Genomic DNA, 17,423 nt, shown 5'->3' with positions numbered 1-17,423 from the left:
GACCACGACGAAGCCTTCGGCGGCCAACCGGTCCGCGAGCGCCTGGTAGCAATAGCGGGCCACCAACGCACCCGCGGCAGCGGAAATCGCCGTCCAGCTGTTCATTTCGGTCCAGACGGTGCAAGATCATCTCAAGTCGATGTTCGCGAAGGTGGGGGCCCGCAGCCATGGCGACTTCGTCGCACAGTTGCTCCCCAACAGGCCAGAACGCTACGCCACCACCGCCCAGCGGTTCGCCCGGTACTAACCGGCACCGGGGTACCAGCGTGGACGTGAAGCATGAGCACCACTTCAGGCAACGAGTCGGCGGTGTCACTGGATGAGGAACACACAGGATTGAAACGGGTCCTCGGGCCGAAGCTCCTGCTGCTGTTTATTGTCGGCGACATCCTCGGCGCGGGGGTATACGCCGTTACTGGCACTATGGCGGGCACGGTCGGCGCGATTGTCTGGCTGCCCTTCCTACTGGCCTTCGTCGTCGCCACGATGACCGCCTTCTCCTACCTGGAGTTGGTGACTCAATACCTTCAGGCCGCCGGGGCTGCCCTCTATACCCATAAGGCATTCGGAATCCACTTCGTCACCTTTATGATGGCGTTCGTCGTCGTCTGCTCCGGGATCACGAGCGCTTCGACATCAGCCAATGTCCTGGCGCAAAACTTTTTTGGCGGGCTCGAAGTGAATAGGTGGATGGACATGCCGGGCCAGGGACTGCTGACCGCCGTCGCCATGGGGTTCATGGTCTTGCTGGCGGCGATCAATCTTCGCGGCGTGGGCGAAAGCGTGAAGTTCAACGTGGTGCTCACACTGGTGGAAATGATCGCCCTCTGCATGGTGATCGGCGTCGGCTTCTACGTCATGACGCAGGGCACCGGGAACTTCGAGCAGGTGGTGGTCTTCACCGACTTCCAGGACAAGGACCTGTTCCTCGCCGTCACCGCCGCCACCTCGATAGCCTTCTTCGCGATGGTCGGATTCGAGGACTCCGTCAACATGGTCGAAGAGACCAGGAACCCTGAACGAATCTTTCCCGCGCGATGCTCACCGGTCTGGGAATCGCGGTGATCCTTTACATGTTGGTGGCCATCACCGTGGTGAGCGTGCTTTCCCCCACTGAAATCGAAGGAATCCGGGAGGCCGAGGGCGCTGCTCTTCTTGAGGTGGTGCAGAAGGGGTCCCCGGACTTCCCGATCGACCGGATCTTCCCATTCCTCGCGGTCTTCGCCGTGGCCAACACCGCGCTGATTAACATGCTGATGGCGAGCCGACTGATCTATGGTCTGGCCCGGCAGCCGGTCCTCCCACGGCCGCTGGGTGCAGTGCTCCCCGGGCAGCGGACCCCCTGGGCTGGCATTGCCTTCTCGACCGTCCTCGCCCTGGGGCTGATCTGGTACGTCACCAGCGATCCGGAGAGCAACATTGTTGCCAACCTTTCGGGGACGACAGCGTTCCTGCTGCTCTGCGTTTTCACCGTCGTGAATGTGGCCTGCGTGGTGCTTCGCGGCAAACGGGACCGGTCGCGGAAGGTGTTTTTCACCTCCCCGGGTCCGTTGCCTCTTGTTGCGGCGGTCCTGTGTGCCTTCCTCGCTGCCCCTGGGTGGACCGGGATCCGGTGCAGTACCAGATCGCTGCCGGACTGATGCTGATCGGCGTCGTGCTGTGGTTCATCACCTGGCTCATCAACGCATGACCAACGTCAACGAGCCCTGACCAGGCCGGCTTTCAGCAGGGCGGGCACATCCACTGGACTACACGGCGGTTTTTGGACAACGAATGCACGGCACCCGGACGACCTTTTCAGGAACTAGCCTCCTGGCGTGGGCAAAGAGGCGATGACGATTCGCGAAGCAACCGGGGAAGGACAACATCTGGGTGCTGACCAACACCGGATCCGCCAAAGCGACAGCAGTTGACGTTCAGTTTGAGCAGTTCGCCGTGGAGTCGTCGAACCTGCGGAGCACCATGGCGACGTCGGGCGAGGCCTCCTTCAGCGGCTACCCAGGGGCCAAAAACCAGCAATGCTCATCACCTGGACCACGGAAGACAACGAACAGCGCGGCCCGGCCCGGCGCGCGGTCCCGCTGCAGGGCAACCGCCGCTGGCAAGACTGGTGAGCCGACCCGGCACCCAGGTGCCGGCCGACTCATAGTTTGGCAAGCGTCTTCCGGAAATCCGCTTCAGCCGTGCGTTGAATTGATTGTTCGGCTTCATGAAGTACCCCGTAGGCGAAGGTGTTGTCACCGGCGCGGCGGGCGGCCCGGGATGCTTTGAGAAGGTACCGCTGGAACAGTACGCTATCGCGATGCGTCCCCAGGATGTCCTGGATCTTTTCGGAAGCCTTCCCCGACTTACCCATCTGTGCGCTGAAGCTGAACCCTGAGGTTCCATCGACGGACCTGATGGCGTAGCGCAGCCGCTTGGATCTCTTCCGCACCTCATGCAGCAGCTCAAGCTGTGTGTCGAGATCGGTTTCCCGATTCGCTCGATGAGCTGTCTTCAGCACCGCGGTCTGTTGCCGTTTGACGGCCTGGGGAAGCTCCGACGCGGCTTTGCCGCCCTTCTTCTTGCCGCCCCTCAGCGGGAGACTCGAGGTGAAGTCGTCAAGCGCATCGAGGGTGGCGAAGTAGCCGGTGGAGTTTAGCTCCCGCAGGACGTGGGACCGTGCTTTCAGGCGCTGTGCGGCCGACATTTTCTCCAGCCGTCTCATGACATGCCGGGGAATTGATCCCTGAGGCTGGCGTGCGATGCCCTTCCCGATCAGATCCTGCATCACCTCCGCGTCCCGGGCCGCACTCAGGGTTCCGCCCACCAGTTTGAGCCGTTCCTCAAGGTGATCGGCCTGCTCCGCGTCCAGGAGCGGACGGTAGGTCTTGAGCATGCTGCGCAGGGTGCGGGACCTGACGCGCAGTTGGTGCAGGGACCCCTCCTCGTTGCGGCGGACCCGCGGGTCCCAGACCATCAGATCCTCAGCCGCCCGGCGGAACGAGGCGGTGAGGACATTCCTGACCGTGCCCGGTTTGCCCTCGGTGAGCGGATCCTTGGGTTTGCCGCCCAGGGCTAAGGCGAGTTTCGGCCCGCCGAGACCCGGCGATGCCCCGGCATTCAGCAGGCAATATTCGACGGCGTCCACCACCCGGGCCTGCTCGTCGACGGGGTAATCACCGGCGCCGACTACCTCGGCCTCCCACTCCCGCCAGGACCGTTCGACGCCGGTGGTCAGATCCTCAGAGTCAACCAGGTCATCACAGATCTCGATCAGCGGGCTACCGACAGTCCCGACCAGGGTGGTGATGGTCCGGGTGGTGGTGAGGCGCGCCACCGGGATCAGGGACTGGCCCCGGACATGGACCCGCACCAGGTCAAGCACCTCAACTGGCACGGCGTCTGGCACTGCGTCTTCGGCGGCCGACAGCGGAACGTGGACCTCGAGACGGTGCGGGGCAGCAGGGAACTTGATGTGCCACCCCTCGTCCTTGCCGCCGCGACGGCGCCGCAGGGTGATGCCGTGGCGCAACAGTGCGCGGGTCGCCAGGTCGTAGTAGACCGCCCCAAGCACCACGGTCCCGCCGTCATCCACCCGGTCCACGCCGGCGATGCCGGTAAAGTCGGGGATCGACTCTACCGGCCCAACGTCGTACTTGCGTTCAATCTCCAACGCTTCGGTGCGTGTCATCCCCCTATTATTGCGCCTGGCCTGCTGCGCGTCACGAGCTCGTGGCATGGGTGCTGCCGGAGCGGTGGTGGGACGTGGACAGCAGGCCGTTGAAGCGGCGCTGCGTTTCCCTGACATCCTGCGATGTTCCGCCAGACCGAAGGATCCTGTCGATTTCCGCGTCGGCTTCCCGGAGTTGGCTGAGGAGGCTCTCGTCTGCCCCGTCCTCACTCATCTGGGAGATCGTTAGTTCGTTTGAAAAGCTCATGCTGGTCTCCTGCCGGTCACGAAGGTTCATCCCGCGCAATTTATGCTGCGGGGCGACGGATGCTGTGCCCGGAAGGGGATCCCCTGATGATGCGGCGCGACAGAATGGCGCGGAGTTCGTAGCGGGTGGCCGATTCATCGGGGGCAGACTGGGGCGGCGCCGGGAGGAGTGAGGGTGTCTGTTGCCGATCGGATCTGACCACGGGATACCTTAGCGTGCGGGCTCGCCGTGCGGTCAGACGGTGACGAATATGCTCACAGCAGACGGTAACCGAGGCCGTCTAGGGCTGAGGATACCCCACGAAGCTGGCTGCGCGGCTCATTCGAACCTGGAAGGATCGCCCATGCCGTACCGCACCACCTCGGCGGAGCCGCTGGAAAAGTCGATGACGGTGGTGGGTTCGGCCCCGCACTCCCCGGATTCGATGACCGCGTCCACCTGATGATCGAGCTCTTCCTTGATTTCCCAGCCCTGGGTCAGGGGTGCCTCCTGGTCGGGAAGCAGAAGGGTGCTGGACAGCAACGGTTCGTCGAGCTCCTCGAGAAGGGCCTGGACCATCCGGTGGTCCGGGATGCGGACGCCGACGGTCTTCTTCTTCGGGTGCAGGAGCCGGCGGGGGACCTCCTTGGTGGCGGGCAGGATGAACGTGTAGCTGCCCGGCGTCACCGCCTTGATGCTGCGGAACACGTCGTTGTCGATGTGCACAAACTGTCCCAGCTGCGAAAAATCCTTGCAGACCAGGGTGAAGTGATGCTTGCTGTCCAGCTTCCTGATCGACCGGATCCGGTCCAGCGCGTCCTTGTTGCCCAGCTGTGCGCCCAGGGCGTAGCAGGAGTCGGTGGGGTAGGCGATCAGCCCGCCGGACCTCACGACGTCGACAATCTGCCCTATTGCGCGCGGCTGCGGATCCTCCGGGTGTACATCGAAAAATTTGGCCATGCGAAGAGCATACGTCGGCGCGGCCCGGTCAGGTGATCCCCAACTGGAACCAGCCGGCCCAGCCCGTTGATGCGTTCCACCAGGTGCTGTAGACGACGCTGTCCGATCCGACGACAAACACGTCCAGGTGCTCGGTCACCCGGGACACGGCTGCCACCTGGCTGCCGGGCTTGGCGACGCCGCCCGAAATGTTGAACCAGCCAGCCCACCCCGACGTGTCATGCCACCAGGTGCTGTAGATCCTGTTGTCGGTGCCGACGGTGAAGAGGTCGAGGTGGTTGGAATACCGGGCCACCGCGGTGACCGGTGACCCAGCCGACGCGACACCACCTGACACCTGGAACCAGGAGCCCCAGCCGGTCCTGGCGCTCCACCAGGTGGACATGATCTTCCCGTCCGGGGCGGTGGTGAACAGGTCCAGATGATCGGGGTGGCGCGCCACGACGTTGACCGTGGCGTCGGGCCGGGCCAGCTGCCCGCCGACCTGGAACCAGCGGGACCAGCCGCTGCGTTCGTCCCACCAGCAGCTCCAGACCCGGTTGTCGGTGCCGACGGTGAACAGGTCGAGGTGGAAGGGGTACCGGGCGATCGCCGTGACGGTTGCCCCGTTGGCGGCCACACCGCCGGAGATCTGGAACCAGGTGGACCAACCGGTCCGCACATCCCACCAGGTGGACATGATCCTGCCGTCCGCGGCGGTGGTGAACACGTCCAGGTGATCGGCGTACCGGGCCAGGACGTTGACCGTCGACCCGGCGCGGGCCACCAGTGTGCCCAGCTGGAACCAGTTGGACCAGCCGCCGGAGGAACTCCACCACGCGCTGTACACGCGGTTGTCGGTGCCCACGGTAAACAGGTCAAGATGGCCCGCATACCGGGCGACTGCGGTTACCGGCGACCCGACGCCGCCAGGGGACGCGATCCCGCCCATCAGGTGGAACCACCCGGCCCACCCACTGCTCTGGTCCCACCAGTTGGACATGGTGCGTCCGCCGGAGCCCACGGCGAACACGTCAAGGTGCTCCGGGTACCGGTCGATCACCGTGATCGGAGTCTTCGCCCGCGAGGTCAACGCCGCCAGCGGCCCGATCCGGTTCCAGATCACCTGCCGGCAGATGCGGCAGAACGGCACCCCGAGGTCCCGCATCTTGCACGCAAATTCCGGCCGAAACGCGCCGCAGTGATAGTAATGTGCGCCCTCGAACGTTCCGACAGTCCCGGCGGACACCGGGCTGGGCCGTGAATCCACTGTGCTGCAGTCGGGGTTGGTCATGGTGGGGATCGCGGTGGCCGCGTTGACCGCCCATCGCCACTTGAGGGTCACCCGGTTCCGGTTGATCGTGACGTTGGGTTCCCCGGGCTCCGGGCCGGGATGATGGTCACGGCCGGTCTCGTCGCCGCCGGCGTAATACGGATACTCGTCTGCCAGACCGAACGCCGTGTGGCCCATCTCGTGGATACCGATCTCGGTGGCGCTGCTGGCGAGGGAGTAGGTGCCGATGGAACCGCCGCTTCCCCCGTAGACGGTCGAATTGACGATCACGAGCACCGTGGTGAACTCCGGAATCTGTGCCGCCGCGACGCTGAGCGCCGTCCCGGCGTTGCAGAGCAGCAGCCGCCTGATGCCGTTGCCGCCGAAGGTCGCGTCGAAGTAAGTCCGCGCGGTGGCACCCGTCCCACCAGGCCCCACCGGATCGTCAGCGCCGGAGTCGGTCGAGGACACGTTGACCCGGAAGATATTGATGGCCGGAGCCAGTTCGTTGAACGGTGGAGTGCCCAGGAACGCAGTGGCGAGGGCGGTGCAGGCTGCGTCGAAGGCGGCCTGTTCGGCGGCTCGAAACCCGTCGCCCAACAGGACGACGTTGAAGGCACGGTTGCGGGGCGCTGAACCCCGGATCTGGGTGGTCCCGATGATTGCTCCGTCGGCGGTAGTCATTCCGTCTCACCCCGACCCTCGATGGCAAAGCTGGTGATTTCGGTGATGCGGGAACCGCCGAGTCTTCGACCGTCCCCGCCGTCGCCGGGTGGTTCGGCATCCCGCGAAACGACGTCGTCCGGTTCTGGTGCCGCGATGTCGATCAAGGCGATGCTACGGGCCGCAGCCGGCGCCGGGACGACGACGGTAAAGGCCCCGCTGGGCTGGTCCACCCGCACCCGGGTGATGGGGTCACCCGGAGTCTCCGGGAACACTTCAGCGCTATGGATGTCACCGGCCCGGATCGGCACCCGGGTTAGGGGTGTTTCCTGGGCGTCCCGCACCTCGGCGTACCGGCCGGCGCGAATGTCGGGGTGCGCGTCGAAGCCGGTCACGGCGACGTCGACGGGCTGCTGGAGGATCAGCCGGACCTCGTCGCCGTCGTACTCGAAGATCAACCGGATGGCGCCGGGGACGGAATCTGGGATGTCAGTCATGGGAGCTCTTCTTTCGCGGGAGGCCGTCGCCCTATCCTCCCGCCGACGACGTTACTGGCGTGTTACCGGCACCGGGGTGCGTCCAGCTGTAACGCCCCAGTAACGCGAGCGGCGGTACGTTGTGTCTTTATCCCCGAGAGCCCCAGAGGTAGAGTGCCACCATGATTGAATCTGAATCCTCAGGCAGCCGGACCCGCGGGCAGGAAGCGGAGACCACAGGCCGTTTCATCGTCGTTTTCGCCGACGCAGAGCAGGACGCGCCGGGTCTGCTGCGGGCGGCCGGCGGCATGTCCAATGTTGCCGATTCCCGCGATTTCGGTACCCGGGCTGCCACGCCCGCCGAGACGGAGGGCACCGACGCCACAGTCTATTCCCGACTGGGGATTGCGGTGGTGTCCGCTGATCCGCAGCAGGCCAGATCGTTGCGTACCTCCTCGGACGAGGGCGCCATCATCTCAGTGTCACCCGAATTGATTCACCACGTCCTCAGCGAGGAGCCGGGGGGAGCCTCGGCGTCGTTTCAGGACACCCCGCAGCTCACCTGGGGCTTGCAGGCGGTGGGTGCTGACACGTCCCCCTACAGCGGTGAGGGCATCCGCGTCGCGGTCCTGGACACCGGATTTGAATCCAGTCACCCCGACTTTTCCGGCCGGCAGATCACGGTCGAGTCGTTCATTCCGGGCGAAACCGCCCAGGACGGCCACGGTCACGGGACCCACTGCATCGGTACCTCGTGCGGGCCGCGGGCCCCGTCCGACGGCCCGGCGTATGGCGTCGCCTACGAGGCGGAGATCTATGCCGGGAAGGTTCTGAGCGACTCCGGGTCGGGCAGCGATGGCGGCATCATTGCCGGAATCGACTGGGCGATGGCCAACGGCTGCGCGGTAATTTCGATGTCGCTCGGCGCCGATATTGCGCAGGTGCATCCGCCCTACACGGCTGTGGGACGCCGGGCGCTCGACCAGGGTCACCTGATTGTCGCAGCTGCGGGGAACAACGCTGACCGACGGCAAGGCGACTTCGGTTTCGTGGGTGCGCCCGCCAATAGCCCGTTCATCATGGCAGTCGGCGCACTGGATCAGCAGCTGGAGATGGCGTTCTTCTCCGCCCGGACCCTTCCGCTCCGCGGCGGGCAGGTTGACGTGGCCGGTCCGGGGTTCCAGGTGTACTCCTCCTGGCTGATGCCCGACCGCTACAACACCATCAGTGGAACGTCGATGGCCACTCCGCACGCTGCAGGAATCGCGGCGCTATGGGCGCAGGCCTCAGGGTTCCGGGGCCGGGAGCTGTGGTCGCTGATGGTTCAGGAGAGTCAGCGCCTGCTGGAGGCGTCGGTCGATGTCGGCTCCGGCCTGGTGCTGGCGCCGCAGGAATAGGGTCAGATGAACTTCACTGTCACCGTCGATGACGTGCACCGTCCCGCGATTCAGGAGGTCGCGGAACGGTTGCGGTCCTGCGGTCTGGAGATCGACCGGGTGCTCGGCAATGTCGGCATGATTACCGGGTCAGCGCCCGAGGACTGCCGGCCGGATCTGGAGGCCGTGGAGGGAGTGTCCTCGGTCGACGGCGAAGCCCGCTACCTGCTGCCGCCGCCCGACAGCGATATCCAGTAGCCTGGCCGACTGCTGGCCGCCGGACACTACTGACCGCCCGGGTCGGGGGTGCCGCGGGTCTTGCCGCCGACGTCGTCGAGCACGTCCTGCGCCTGCCGGTCCACTAGCCCGGTGAAGAGTTGCTGCGCGGCGCCGAAGGTGATCGCCCAGGCCACGATCTGGGCCGGGTTGTCGAGGTCGCTCAATCCGGGGACGAAGCCTCCCCGCATCAGCTGGAGCCCGAGCACGGCGGTCAGGGCACCGGCAGGTAGCTTGAGAATGGCTAGGGCAAGCGGGAGTCCGTACGGGGTCGAGGTGCCGCGGACGTGTCGGAGGGACGCGGCGCCGGACACCGCCGCGGCGATCAGCCCGAAGGATTCGATGAAGAAGACGTCCCAGGGTCGGGGGCGGTCGCCGGTGGGGCAGGCGGTGCCCTCCGACGGTTCGAAGCACAGGCGCAACTCGTCCGGCCGAATCCACCCGGCGATTGCGAGCCCCGTCGCCAGCACGGTCAGCACCAATGCGCCCATGATCAGCACGTTGCGGAAGCTTCGCACCCGGGAGAACTCATCCCTGGACTCAAGGCAGGAGGCCCTGAACGCCGCCACCAGCGTCATCCGACCCGATTCCTCCAGCGGCGCTGCGGCCGCGGCGGCGATCACTTGCTCCACCGCGGTCCGATGTGGGTCATCCCGTGACAGGTGGTGCCGGGCATGCGCCTGGATGCCCGGCAGTTGTGACTCGACGTAGCCCAGGGGAGCCCTCAGCAGGAGTGCCACCTGCGCTGCATCCAGCTGACTGAGAACCCGTTCCACCACGGCGCCATTGAACGACGTCTGGATGGCCGGTGACTTCTCTTCCGCCACAATGATGGCTTCGTTGAGGTGTCGGATGATCGCGTGATCCAGCGCTGCCATGGCGCTGCCCTGCCCTGTCGGGGCGTTTGCCGGGGGATCGGAGAGGCTGATCCATTCGGCGAGGGTCCGCAACTGGGCGGCGAGGGTGATGGCCTGTTCGCGCCAAGCGCGGTTGGTGGGCGGCGGGAGCGTCGGCGGTAGCGGTGGTGGAGGCGGCTGAGGTGAAGCGGAGGGTACTGACATGGCTCAACTTACTCGAACGACGGGTGCAGGCTAACGCCAAAACCGACAGTAGGCTCCGGCAGGAGGGGAGGCTCCTGGGTCTGCAGGAGGGGGCGGATCAGCTCGGTGATCCGTGCGGATGGCCTCACGCCGCAATCGCGCTTGAGAGTGGACAGATAGGCGCGATAACTCCTGACGGCCAGTCCGTGGTTGCCCGCCGCCAAATGGATGCGCAGCAGGGTCCGCTGCACGCTCTCGAGCAGAGGATCAAGTGCGACGGCGGCGGTCGCGGCATCGAGGGCGGCGGGCAGTTGGCCGTGGGCGAGATACGTATCGGCGAGGGTTTCCAGAGTGACGAGCCGCTGCCGGAAGAGCCGGTCCTGGTCAGCGCGCAGCCAGTCTTCGTCCCAGCCGGGCAGCAGCTCAGCGGACCGCAGTTCGGCTGCCAGCCCTGGCGGGACCGCGGCCCCGCTGTCGGCAAGATTGACGCGGCCGAGCAGTTGGTTGACGTCGATGGCGATCCCCGGGCCAAGCGCCAACGGATCGCTGACCGGGTGGAGCAGCCCGGGCAGTTGGTGCGCGATGTTCCACAGGCACGCCCGCAGGCTGCCCGAAGCCTGCACGTCGGTGCGATCCGGCCAGAGCAGCCCGGCGATGTAGCATCGTCGTCGTCCGCCGCGTAGCGCAAGCGCGGCGATCAGGCGTTGCTGACGGAACGCAACGGTGACTGGCTGGTGATCCCGTTCAAGACACCAGCACCCCAACAACTTCAAATTCCATTGGACCGGAATGCTCGACGACATGCCCCGTCCCCACTTCCTGCTTGAAAGGGGAGAGGCGCCCCCTATCCGCTGAAACGGTTGACCGCTGTCAAGTGCTAGCATCCTCAGACTTCAGCGGGTTGTCAATGCTCCTGGCCACAGCTCGCCCCGAGACGATCGCCTCTCCGATCGGGTGCCGCGCCCGGCGCGCCGGCGGGGCGGGCGCGGGCGGGTTTTAGCGGACGTCGCGGATGATGTTGGTGATCCGGGCGGTGGAGAGGCGGCGGCCGACGTCGTCGGTCATCACCACTTCGTGGGTGGCCAGGGTACGCCCCAGGTGGACGGCCGTGGCAGTTCCGGTGACCAGGCCCGACGACGCCGACCGGTGGTGGGTGGCGCTGATCTCGATGCCCAGGGCCTGCCGGTCCCGGCCGGCGTGCAGGCCAGCAGCGAAGGATCCCAGCGTCTCGGCGAGGACGAGGTGCGCGCCACCGTGCAGTATCCCCGCAACCTGCTCGTTTCCCTCGACCGGCATGGTAGCCACGAGGCGGTCGGGGGTCATCTCGGTGAAGACGATGCCCATCTTCGCTGCGAGGCGCCCGATGCCGTGGCCGCTGAGCCAGTCGTGCATCTTTTCGGGCACGCCGGCTGCTGTCAGCTCGGCGGCGAACGGGTTGGCGGTCGGTTCGGGTCCGGACGGCTCCGGAGTGTAATTGTGGGTCATGGGAACTAGGCTGGCACCTGTGAGTCAAACAACCAAACCTGACGTTCCCGCAGCCGCCGCGACTCTGACGGACGCCTCGCCGACGGCCCAGGCCCCGGCCGACGGTTCCCGTCAACGCCTCCTCGTGATCGACGGCCACTCGATGGCCTACCGCGCGTTCTATGCCCTGCCCGCCGAGAATTTTTCCACCGACACGGGCCAGCACACCAACGCCGTCTACGGGTTCACCGCGATGCTGATCAACCTGATCCGGGACCAGAAGCCCACCCATGTGGCGGTGGCACTGGATCTGAACACACCGACGTTCAGGACCGAGGAATACACCGAGTACAAGGCCGGGCGCGCAAAGACTCCCACGGAATTCCACGGCCAGGTGGACCTGATCATCAAGGTGATGCAGGCCATGCACATTCCCACCCTCTCCATGGAGGGGTACGAGGCGGACGACATTATCGCCACTCTGTCGGTCCGCGCGGCCGCCGCGGGCTGGGATGTCCAGGTGGTCAGTGGCGACCGCGACGCGTTCCAGCTGGTCAATGACCGGGTGACGGTGCTGTACCCCAAGCAGGGTGTCACCAACATTCCGCAGCTGGATGCTCAGGCTGTGGAGGAGAAGTACCTCGTGCCGCCGGACCAGTACTCCGATCTGGCCGCGCTGGTCGGGGAGACCGCCGACAACCTGCCGGGCGTACCCGGAGTCGGCCCGAAAACGGCAGCCAAGTGGATCAAGCTCTATGGCGGGCTGGACGGCATCCTCGAGAACCTTGACGCAATCAAGGGGAAGGTGGGCGACGCGCTCCGGGAGAACATCGAGTTGGTCAAACGGAACCGGCGGCTGAACCATCTGCTCCGTGACCTTGACCTGCCGGTTGAACTGGACACGATGGTGTCCAGGACCCCCGACCGCCCGGCCGTCGAGGAGCTGTTCGACTCCCTTCAGTTCAACGTCCTCCGGAAGCGTCTGTTCGACCTGTTCGGCGAGGAAGACGCCGCCGAGGCCCACGATGAGATGACCCCGCCGGAGCACGTGGTGCTCGGCGACGCCGCGGCCCTCACGGGGTGGTTCAACGCCACCAATCAAGCCATCGCTGCCGTCCAACTGGTGACCCAGTCAACGACCGGGAACGACGACGTCGTCGGACTGGCGGTCGTGACCTCGACCGGTGCCGCCTACCTGGAGCTGGAGACACTGGACGCTGAGGCTGAGCGGGTGCTCGCCGACTGGCTGGCCGACCTCGGTGCGCCCAAGGTGGTCCACGACTTCAAGGCCGCCTACAAACTGCTGGCCGCGCGCGGACTGAAACTCGCCGGAGTGGTCGACGATACGGCCATCTCCGGTTATCTGATCCAGCCCGACCGCAGGGCCTACGACCTCGGCGATCTTAGCCAGTCGCACCTGAGGATGTCCATCGCGCCCCCCGCGGAGTCCACCGGGGGACAGCTCGCGCTGCAGCTGGAGGAAGAGGACATGGCGTCACCCGCCGTCGCCCGCGCCTTCGCCGCCCTGCAGCTTAGCGAATACTTCGCCGGCCAGCTGGTGGAGCGCGGAGCGAACCAGCTGCTCGGGGGGCTTGAACTGCCCCTGGCCCAGGTACTCGCGGAGATGGAACTGACTGGTGTGCCGGTGGCGATGGACCGCCTCGACCGGCTGTTCGACGATTTCTCGGCGACCATGAGCACCACCAGCGCCGAGGCGTTCAGGATCATCGGCAAAGAGATCAACCTGGGCTCGCCCAAGCAGCTCCAGGCGGTCCTGTTCGACGAACTGGAACTACCGAAGACCAAGAAGATCAAGACCGGCTACTCCACCGACGCCGATGCGCTGACCGACCTGATCGTGAAGACCGGGCACCCGTTCCTGGAACAGCTGCTGGCGCACCGCGACGCGTCGAAACTCCGGCAGACAGTCGAGGGGTTGCGCAAGTCGGTGGCCGACGACGGCAGAATCCACACCACCTATGTGCAGACCATCGCCGCCACGGGACGGCTGTCCTCGACGAACCCGAATCTGCAGAACATCCCGGTGCGCTCTGACGAGGGGCGGCGGATCCGCGAGGTCTTCGTCGTCGGCGATGGGTTCGACTGCCTGATGACCGCCGACTACTCCCAGATCGAGATGCGCATCATGGCGCACCTGTCCGGCGATGAGGGTCTGATCCAGGCGTTCCGCGACGGCGAGGACCTGCACCGGTTTGTCGGCGCGCACATCTTCAACGTTGAACCCGCCGACGTCACCAGCGCGATGCGGTCCAAGGTCAAGGCCATGTCCTACGGCCTGGTCTACGGTCTGAGCTCGTTCGGGCTGTCCAAGCAGCTGGCCATCTCGGTCGATGAGGCCCGCACGCTGATGGGCGACTATTTCGACCGGTTCGGTGCCGTCCGCGACTACCTGCGCGGCGTGGTGGAACAGGCCCGGATCGACGGCTTCACGTCGACCATCGAAGGGCGCCGCCGGTACCTGCCCGACCTTTCCAGCGACAACCGGCAGCTCCGGGAAATGGCTGAACGGGCCGCGTTGAACGCCCCCATCCAGGGGTCGGCCGCTGACATCATCAAGAAGGCCATGCTCGGCGTCGACGCTGAACTGCGCCGGCAGGGCCTCTCCTCGCGGATGCTGCTCCAGGTGCACGATGAGCTGGTCCTGGAAATCGCGGCCGGTGAGCGGGACACTGTGGAACTGCTGGTGCGCGAACAGATGGGATCCGCGGCGGACCTGACGGTGCCGCTGGATGTGTCGGTCGGCGTCGGGGCGAGCTGGCACGAGGCAGCCCACTAAGCCGTGCTGGTGCCTGGCGCCCCGTCGCACTAGGCTGGTGGATCGTGACTGAAACCCAGGACTCCGCCGCCCCGTCCCCACTGCGCATCGACACCTTCACGGTAACCGCCGACACTGATTCCTCCGCCGACAGTGCGCTGGCCCATTGGTTCGAGGCGGTCCGCTTCGGGTTCCACGAAACGCGGACCGAGCCGGAGGATCTGGCCACCTACGCCGAGGCGTTTACGTCTGACAGCCGCACCCTGTGGGGCGCCTACGACGATGCAGCCAGCGCACACGCGTGGGACGCCAGCATTCCGGTGGCCACCTACGCCACCATGGTCAACTCCCTCAACGTCGGCAACGGCCAGCTGATTGACGCGCACCAGATCACCGCGGTCACCGTGCGTCCGACCCACCGCCGTCGCGGTCTGCTGCGCACCATGATGACCACCGACCTGCAGGCCGCCGCCTCCAAGGGGCTCGCCATCGCGGCGCTGACCGCTTCGGAGGCGACCATTTACGGCAGGTTCGGGTTCGGCGCGGCGACGTTCACCCGCAATGTCGAGGTGGATGTCAAGGAACGGTTTGCCCTGCGCACCCCTGCCTATGGCGTGACCGAGATGGTGGCGCCAGCCTCCGCGGCAGCCCTGTCAGAGCAGATTTTCGCGCGATTCCACCATGTGACCACCGGGTCGGTGGGCCGCCAGTTCGCCTATCCGCAACGCGCATCCGGGCGGTGGGGCGAGGAACGGCCCTCCGAAGACAAGGGCGTCCGCGCCGCCGTCCATTACGACGACGACGGCCGACCCGACGGCTTCGTCTCCTACAAGTTCGCTGGCTGGGGGACCACCCCGTACACGATGAAGATTGTCGACCTGGTTGCCGCTTCCGACGCCGCCTGCCTTGAGCTGTGGCGCTACCTCGGCTCGATTGACCTGGTGCAGCGGATCACCTTCGACCATGCGCCGGTTAACGACCCCCTGCCCTGGGCCCTGCAGGATCGCCGGTGCTACAGGCTCATCGGCGACGAGGACGTCCTCTGGCTGCGCATCCTCGACCCGGTAGCCGCACTCGAGGCACGCGGCTACGAGGGTGCAGGGACTGTCACCCTGGAAATCGTTGACCCGCTGGGGCACGCAGCGGGCCGTTTCAGGCTGACGGCCGAAAACGGTGTGGGGACGGTCTCACGCCTCGACGACGACGCCGACACCCAGTTGCGCATGGACGTCGCGGCGCTCGGCTCGCTCTTATTGGGGGGCGTACCGGCGGTCACGCTGGCCGCCGCCGGGCAGATCGCGGAACTGGGGGCCGGCGGCCAGAGCGGGCTCGCCGTCGTCGACCGGATGTTTCAGACCCTGACGAGCCCGTACTGCATCACCCACTTCTGAGTTTCCCCACCAAACCCCACACTTGCCTTCCCGTACCCCGGCAACCCGCGCCCCTCGCCGAAGTGTGAGATCTGGCGGGCCGAAGGACCGATGAGGGCGAGCCTCACCTCACGGCTCGGTGGGACGGGGAGTGCCGCTTTGACCTGTGTTGGCGCAGACGGCTAGACTGGACGGGCGTGTAATGCGCACTGTGAAACGGGTTATTCAGCAGCATTAGGTAACGCGTTCTCTCTCCAAAAGCCCACTTCCGGGCGGGTACCACGTGGGCCAGCAGAGTTTCCTGTTGTCTTCGCGTCGCCTCCCGGATCAACTAATCATCCACAACGGAGTCCCAACTACATGACCATCACCACCACCGAGAAGCCAGGTGCACCGCAGGTCGCGATCAACGACATCGGCACCGCTGAGGACTTCCTCGCAGCGATTGACGCCACCATCAAGTACTTCAACGACGGAGACCTCGTTGAAGGAACGGTAGTCAAGGTTGACCGCGACGAAGTTCTGCTCGACATCGGTTACAAGACCGAGGGTGTTATCCCTTCCCGTGAGCTGTCCATCAAGCATGACGTTGATCCCGGAGACGTTGTCTCCGTCGGCGATCTTGTCGAAGCCTTGGTGCTCACCAAAGAGGACAAAGAAGGCCGACTGATTCTGTCCAAGAAGCGCGCTCAGTACGAGCGTGCCTGGGGCGATATCGAGAAGGTCAAGGAAGAAGACGGCGTCGTCACCGGTACGGTCATCGAAGTTGTCAAGGGTGGACTCATCCTGGACATCGGCCTCCGCGGCTTCCTGCCTGCGTCCCTGGTTGAGATGCGTCGTGTACGCGATCTTGCTCCATACATCGGTCAGAAGATCGAAGCGAAAATCATCGAGCTGGACAAGAACCGCAACAACGTGGTTCTGTCCCGCCGTGCATGGCTTGAGCAGACCCAGTCCGAGGTGCGTTCCACGTTCCTGAACAAGCTGGAAAAGGGCCAGGTTCGTCCCGGCGTCGTCTCCTCGATCGTCAACTTCGGTGCCTTCGTGGACCTGGGCGGCGTCGATGGACTCGTTCACGTCTCCGAGCTGTCCTGGAAGCACATCGACCACCCATCCGAGGTTGTCGAAGTTGGCCAGGAAGTCACCGTTGAGGTTCTTGAGGTTGACCTGGACCGCGAGCGGGTTTCACTGTCACTGAAGGCCACCCAGGAAGATCCATGGCAGACCTTCGCCCGCACCCACGCCCTCGGGCAGGTTGTTCCGGGTAAGGTTACCAAGCTGGTTCCGTTCGGCGCGTTCGTTCGCGTCGAAGACGGCATCGAAGGCCTGGTTCACATCTCCGAGCTGGCAGTCCGTCACGTTGAGCTTGCAGAGCAGGTTGTCTCGGTTGGAGACGAGCTGTTCGTCAAGGTCATCGACATTGACCTCGAGCGTCGCCGGATCTCACTCTCCCTCAAGCAGGCTAACGAGGGCGTCGATGCCGACAGCACCGAATTCGACCCAGCCCTGTACGGGATGGCTGCCGAGTACGATGAGGAAGGCAACTACAAGTACCCTGAGGGCTTCGATCCTGAGTCGAACGAATGGCTTGAGGGTTACGACTCGCAGCGCGCCACCTGGGAAGCTCAGTACGCTGAGGCCCAGTCACGTTGGGAAGCTCACAAGAAGCAGGTTGTGCAGCACGCATCTGACGATGCAGCCGCAGCCAACGAGCCGGTCGAGTCCAGCTCCACCAGCTACTCCTCGGAGCCGGCAGCTAGCGAAAGCAGCAACGGCGGCAGCAGCAGCAGTAGCAGCAACGTCGGCACGGGTACTCTCGCGTCGGACGAGGCTCTTGCCGCGCTGCGCGAAAAGCTGACCGGCAACTAGGT

General features: G+C 65.3%; 14 protein-coding genes and 1 pseudogene. 7 read left to right on the top strand and 8 right to left on the bottom strand.

Features of this window, described 5'->3' with window-relative positions:
- Nucleotides 1–85 precede the first annotated feature (85 nt).
- Both ACX80O_RS04445 and ACX80O_RS04440 read left to right on the top strand, forming a co-directional pair.
- Nucleotides 86–247, top strand: coding sequence for a hypothetical protein (locus ACX80O_RS04445; RefSeq protein ID WP_459332700.1), 162 nt, complete (start codon nt 86–88; stop codon nt 245–247).
- 32 nt (nt 248–279) lie between these two features.
- Nucleotides 280–1,690 (top strand): annotated as a pseudogene (locus ACX80O_RS04440) (amino acid permease).
- Nucleotides 1,691–2,143: 453 nt separating this feature from the next.
- Here the strand turns inward: ACX80O_RS04440 and ACX80O_RS04435 are convergent.
- The 5 genes from ACX80O_RS04435 to ACX80O_RS04415 form a co-directional block, all read right to left on the bottom strand.
- A complete protein-coding gene (locus tag ACX80O_RS04435) occupies nt 2,144–3,673 on the bottom strand; it encodes a CYTH and CHAD domain-containing protein (protein ID WP_459332663.1) in 1,530 nt (509 codons plus the stop codon).
- Nucleotides 3,674–3,704: 31 nt separating this feature from the next.
- Nucleotides 3,705–3,920 (bottom strand): hypothetical protein, encoded by a 216-nt coding sequence (locus ACX80O_RS04430; RefSeq protein ID WP_459332662.1) that lies wholly within the window; start codon nt 3,918–3,920, stop codon nt 3,705–3,707.
- Between the two features lie 318 nt (nt 3,921–4,238).
- Nucleotides 4,239–4,859 (bottom strand): L-threonylcarbamoyladenylate synthase, encoded by a 621-nt coding sequence (locus ACX80O_RS04425; protein WP_459307395.1) that lies wholly within the window; start codon nt 4,857–4,859, stop codon nt 4,239–4,241.
- Between the two features lie 28 nt (nt 4,860–4,887).
- Entirely contained in the window at nt 4,888–6,795 is a 1,908-nt protein-coding gene (locus tag ACX80O_RS04420; RefSeq protein ID WP_459332661.1) for a M64 family metallopeptidase, read from the bottom strand.
- On the bottom strand, nt 6,792–7,271 hold the full coding sequence (locus ACX80O_RS04415; protein WP_459332660.1) for a hypothetical protein: 480 nt from the start codon (nt 7,269–7,271) through the stop codon (nt 6,792–6,794). Before ACX80O_RS04415 ends, ACX80O_RS04420 begins: the two co-directional genes overlap by 4 nt.
- A 161-nt stretch (nt 7,272–7,432) precedes the next feature.
- Between ACX80O_RS04415 and ACX80O_RS04410 the strand changes: the two genes are divergently transcribed.
- Together ACX80O_RS04410 and ACX80O_RS04405 are read left to right on the top strand one after the other, a co-directional pair.
- On the top strand, nt 7,433–8,647 hold the full coding sequence (locus tag ACX80O_RS04410; protein ID WP_459307393.1) for a S8 family serine peptidase: 1,215 nt from the start codon (nt 7,433–7,435) through the stop codon (nt 8,645–8,647).
- Nucleotides 8,648–8,653: 6 nt separating this feature from the next.
- Nucleotides 8,654–8,884: a hypothetical protein gene (locus ACX80O_RS04405; protein WP_459332659.1), complete on the top strand. Its 231-nt coding sequence runs from the start codon at nt 8,654–8,656 to the stop codon at nt 8,882–8,884.
- Between the two features lie 26 nt (nt 8,885–8,910).
- On the opposite strand, the gene ACX80O_RS04400 is transcribed toward ACX80O_RS04405, so the two are convergent.
- From ACX80O_RS04400 to ACX80O_RS04390, 3 genes are all read right to left on the bottom strand, one after another.
- Nucleotides 8,911–9,963 (bottom strand): hypothetical protein, encoded by a 1,053-nt coding sequence (locus tag ACX80O_RS04400; RefSeq protein ID WP_459307391.1) that lies wholly within the window; start codon nt 9,961–9,963, stop codon nt 8,911–8,913.
- 8 nt (nt 9,964–9,971) lie between these two features.
- Nucleotides 9,972–10,745, bottom strand: a complete 774-nt coding sequence (locus ACX80O_RS04395; RefSeq protein ID WP_459332658.1) for an AfsR/SARP family transcriptional regulator — start codon at nt 10,743–10,745, stop codon at nt 9,972–9,974.
- Between the two features lie 193 nt (nt 10,746–10,938).
- Nucleotides 10,939–11,427 (bottom strand): PaaI family thioesterase, encoded by a 489-nt coding sequence (locus ACX80O_RS04390; RefSeq protein ID WP_459307389.1) that lies wholly within the window; start codon nt 11,425–11,427, stop codon nt 10,939–10,941.
- On the opposite strand from ACX80O_RS04390, the gene polA reads away from it, so the two are divergent.
- From polA to rpsA, 3 genes are all read left to right on the top strand, one after another.
- Complete coding sequence (gene polA, locus ACX80O_RS04385) at nt 11,426–14,203, top strand: DNA polymerase I (protein WP_459332657.1); 2,778 nt, start codon at nt 11,426–11,428, stop codon at nt 14,201–14,203. The genes ACX80O_RS04390 and polA overlap by 2 nt on opposite strands.
- A 44-nt stretch (nt 14,204–14,247) precedes the next feature.
- Nucleotides 14,248–15,573, top strand: a complete 1,326-nt coding sequence (locus tag ACX80O_RS04380) for a GNAT family N-acetyltransferase (RefSeq protein WP_459332656.1) — start codon at nt 14,248–14,250, stop codon at nt 15,571–15,573.
- Nucleotides 15,574–15,912: 339 nt separating this feature from the next.
- Nucleotides 15,913–17,421 carry a 30S ribosomal protein S1 gene (rpsA, locus tag ACX80O_RS04375; RefSeq protein ID WP_459307386.1) on the top strand — a complete coding sequence of 503 codons (1,509 nt, stop codon included), beginning with the start codon at nt 15,913–15,915 and terminating at the stop codon, nt 17,419–17,421.
- Nucleotides 17,422–17,423 lie beyond the last annotated feature (2 nt).

This window comes from Arthrobacter glycogeni, assembly GCF_054511155.1.
The sequence above is the reverse complement of the archived record's forward strand: the minus strand, read 5'-3'. Positions and strand labels throughout refer to the sequence as shown.

Coding starts and splice junctions, on each gene's coding strand:
- polA (WP_459332657.1), top strand. CDS start 11,426: ATGGGAACTAGGCTGGCACCTGTGAGTCAAACAACCAAACCTGACGTT.
- ACX80O_RS04430 (WP_459332662.1), bottom strand. CDS start 3,920: ATGAGCTTTTCAAACGAACTAACGATCTCCCAGATGAGTGAGGACGGG.
- ACX80O_RS04400 (WP_459307391.1), bottom strand. CDS start 9,963: ATGTCAGTACCCTCCGCTTCACCTCAGCCGCCTCCACCACCGCTACCG.
- ACX80O_RS04405 (WP_459332659.1), top strand. CDS start 8,654: ATGAACTTCACTGTCACCGTCGATGACGTGCACCGTCCCGCGATTCAG.
- ACX80O_RS04435 (WP_459332663.1), bottom strand. CDS start 3,673: ATGACACGCACCGAAGCGTTGGAGATTGAACGCAAGTACGACGTTGGG.
- rpsA (WP_459307386.1), top strand. CDS start 15,913: ATGACCATCACCACCACCGAGAAGCCAGGTGCACCGCAGGTCGCGATC.
- ACX80O_RS04425 (WP_459307395.1), bottom strand. CDS start 4,859: ATGGCCAAATTTTTCGATGTACACCCGGAGGATCCGCAGCCGCGCGCA.
- ACX80O_RS04415 (WP_459332660.1), bottom strand. CDS start 7,271: ATGACTGACATCCCAGATTCCGTCCCCGGCGCCATCCGGTTGATCTTC.
- ACX80O_RS04420 (WP_459332661.1), bottom strand. CDS start 6,795: ATGACTACCGCCGACGGAGCAATCATCGGGACCACCCAGATCCGGGGT.
- ACX80O_RS04395 (WP_459332658.1), bottom strand. CDS start 10,745: ATGTCGTCGAGCATTCCGGTCCAATGGAATTTGAAGTTGTTGGGGTGC.
- ACX80O_RS04390 (WP_459307389.1), bottom strand. CDS start 11,427: ATGACCCACAATTACACTCCGGAGCCGTCCGGACCCGAACCGACCGCC.
- ACX80O_RS04410 (WP_459307393.1), top strand. CDS start 7,433: ATGATTGAATCTGAATCCTCAGGCAGCCGGACCCGCGGGCAGGAAGCG.